Origin of the sequence: Streptomyces sp. GC420 (assembly GCF_009916105.1) — a bacterium.
Lineage (GTDB): Bacteria > Actinomycetota > Actinomycetes > Streptomycetales > Streptomycetaceae > Streptomyces.
This window is the reverse complement of sequence record NZ_JAAAXQ010000593.1, coordinates 1-3,156: the sequence shown is the minus strand read 5'-3', so window position 1 is coordinate 3,156 and position 3,156 is coordinate 1. Positions and strand designations below refer to the sequence as shown.

Here is a 3,156-nt window from a genome sequence, read left to right as displayed (position 1 = left end):
GCCTACGGCCGGGCAGCCCCTCACCAAGATCTTCATGAGCCTTCTGGGTGGGTGCCGTGGCGCACCGGAGCCGTCGGCGGAGGCTTCCGGGTGGCGGCGCGCCGGCGGACCTGGTTGGCCGGCTCGTCGTGCCGGTTCGATGCCGGATGTCCCGGTGGCCGCAGCCCCGCAGCCCGCAGCGGTCATGGAGGGGCCCCGCCCGGTTCGGGCAGGGCCTCCGGGGGAGTCCGGCGGCGTACGACCGTGGCGAGGCGGGAGACGGGGCGATCGGCTACGGCGATGCAGCGCATGATCCGGCAGAGGGCGGGGCGGGCCCGGAGCCTTCGCCGGGCCTGAGCCCAAGGGCTCAAACGGCACACCGCCGGGCAGCGGCGTGACACCGGTCTGTGGGTGTGCGGAGCGACGGCTGAGCGGGGGAGCCGTCCCAAGTGGCCGCCGCGGTTCCGGGACAAGTCGCTTCCCGGTCGCGCGTAGGACGTGACGGCCCGCCGAAGACTGTCCCGAGCCACTCCGTCACCGGCGGGCGGAGCGCGGATGTCGGGATGCTGCCGGACGTCGCGCCCGGAGAGGGACTGCCGGACCGTGGGCCAGCATTGGCGACGCGCCCTCGGTCACCACCATTGCCGATGGCAACGCACCTCGCTATGTTAATCGAAAATCACATCCATGCGACAAGGTTCATCATGCATCGGTCGCACAACTGGCAAGTCTGCAAAGGAACCTGGAACCATCTGGCCCATCAGGGAAGCAGGTAAGTCAATGGAGAACCTCAGCAGGCGAAAGGCTCTGTCACTCGGTGTCGCACTCGGCCTCGTGGGCGTGGCCAACCCCGCCCGGGCGTGGGCGTCGACGGGCTCGGTGACTGGAGCCGCCGCGGGGACCGGTCCGGAGTGGATCTGGGACGACGCGGCGGACCCTCTGATGGCTTCGATGCTCGACAACGGACACGTGCCGGCGATCAACACCGCATGGGCGTCGTGGGTGAACAACAACGACCCGCTGCCCAGCGGCCTGCCGGCCGAATTCGCCGCATACCTGCGGCAGGTCAACCGGCTGCCCTCCTGGGCCGACCCCGACAAGCTGGCCCGTGCCGCCGACTTCAACCGGCGCAGGGACACGTACCTCTTCATGCTGTACGGCCTCGGCAGCGGAATCATGAGCACCGTGATTCCGCGCGAGGCCAAGAGCGTCTACTGGTCCGCGGGTGGCGCCGACATGCAGGACCGCGCGGCCAAGACGTTCACGTTCGGCTACGACCTGTCCCAACTGGGAGCCTTCACGCCGACGGGACAGTTCGTCGTCACTGCCAACAAGACGCGCGTGGTGCACGCCGCGGTGCGTCACCTGCTGCCGCAGTCGCCGCACTGGCGGGCGGTCGCCGACGAGACCATCCCGATCAGCGCCGCCGACATCCTGGTCACCTTCCACAGCCTGGGCACCTACGTATACAGGAAGCTGCTCGACTGGAAGATTCCGTTCCCGGCCGCGGACCAGGACGCGTTCCTGCACTCGTGGCAGGTCGCCATCCACCTGCTCGGTGTGCCGTACGAGCACATCCCCCAGACATGGGCGGCCGCCGAAAAGCAGTCGGCGCAGGTGCTCGCCCCGATCCTCACCCCGTCGACCGAGGGCATCGCACTGGCCGAGGAACTGCTCGGCCTGACCGCACAGGTCGACCTCGGCGTCACGCGCGGGTTCCTGAACGAGTTCGTGCGCTACGTCCTCAGCGACGAGGTCGGCGACTGGCTGGGACTGAAACGCGACTACGCGGCGGCGGCCCTGGTCCGCACCGGATGGCCGGCGTTCATCCTGTTCCGTGAGGGGCTGTCGCCCGTCATGCCCGGCACCTTCTACATGTTCGACCAGTTCGTGCGCGCCCTGGCCATGCTGTTTCTCAACAAGGGCTCCTCCGGGACCACCACCCCCATCACGATCCCCACCGGAAACAGGGCGGGTTGAGCCGTCGATCCGATCCCACCTGTGCCCGCCCCGCGGCAGACGGGCCGAGGGGCGGGCATCGGGTTGACTCTCGCGAGGCGCTTCACGATGCGGCGCCTCGTCGCCGCTGGGTTCCGACGGCCGTTCAGAGGCCCAGAGCGCCCAGGACCAGAGCGGTCACGGCTTGACGATGGTCAGCGCTGTCCTGCCACCGCAGTCTGCGTCCCGCCTCGACCACCACGCCGAACCCCGCGTGCACCAGCACCCGGGCCTGGCGCGGGTCCAGCTCCGGACGGGCCAGCCGCAACTGCTGCTCCCAGACGGCGATGTGTTCCCGCTGCGCGAGGACCACGGGCCGCCGCAGGCCGGCCGGCAAGCCGGCGAGCTCGGCCTCGGCAACGCTGTTGAGGTCGGTGTACTCAAAGCTGTAGGCCGCATACGTTGCTGCCAGCGCGACGATGGCCTCGTGCGGGCCGGACACCTTGTGCAGACTCTGCTCCACACCCTGGGCCAGCAGTCCCGCCGCCTGGAGGCATGCCGCCGCCAGGATGTCGATCTTGCCGGGGTAATGGCGGTAGAGCGCGGACGGGGTCAGTCCCACCGCCTCCGCGATCTGTCCGTTCGTGACGTTGGCGAATCCGTCCCGAGCGAACAGCGGGATGGAGGCCGCGAGGATCTCCGCGCGTCGCGTGCGCGGCACCGGGCGGGCGGGCAGCTCGACGGGGTGCGCGCCCGGTCGGCCCGCCGCTGGATCACTCGCGGCCACGCGCAGCGCGGACGCCAGCAGCAGGTCCTCGGCCCGGCGTTGGGCGATGGAGGTGCGATGCATCGTGATGGAACCGATCGCACCGAGGGCCGCCATGGCCCGCAGGCGCTCGTCAGGCAGTGGGTGCTCGCGCTGTACTGCCTCGTCGACCCGCTCGACGAGGCGACCGAACTTCACCCCGAGACGTCGGCGGTCCTCGCGGTTGAGGTACCGCGCCTCCCATCGGTACACGCCGCCCGACGCGCGATGAGCGATGGTGATCCGGGTGATGGCGGTGAGCACATCCGTCAAGGTCGCCCCGGACGGCACCTCGTCGAGCGCGGCGACCAGTCTGTCCACCATGACGTCGGCGCACTCGGCGAACAGCGCGTACTTGTTCGGGAAGTGCCGGTACAGAGCGGCCGCGGTGATACCCACGCCGGCGGCGACCTCCTCCATGGACGCCTGTCTCT

The 3,156-nt window shown here is 69.9% G+C and carries 2 protein-coding genes; one reads left to right on the top strand and one right to left on the bottom strand.

Features of this window, described 5'->3' with window-relative positions; genetic code table 11:
• The first annotated feature begins 759 nt into the window (after positions 1 to 759).
• The gene (locus GUY61_RS36610) at positions 760 to 1,959 is read left to right on the top strand and encodes an oxygenase MpaB family protein (protein ID WP_166634614.1); all 1,200 of its coding nucleotides are present in this window, start codon (positions 760 to 762) and stop codon (positions 1,957 to 1,959) included.
• A 124-nt stretch (positions 1,960 to 2,083) separates the two neighbouring features.
• Here the strand turns inward: GUY61_RS36610 and GUY61_RS36605 are convergent.
• The coding region (locus tag GUY61_RS36605; protein WP_166634613.1) for a TetR/AcrR family transcriptional regulator at positions 2,084 to 3,156 on the bottom strand (1,073 nt) is incomplete at its 5' end.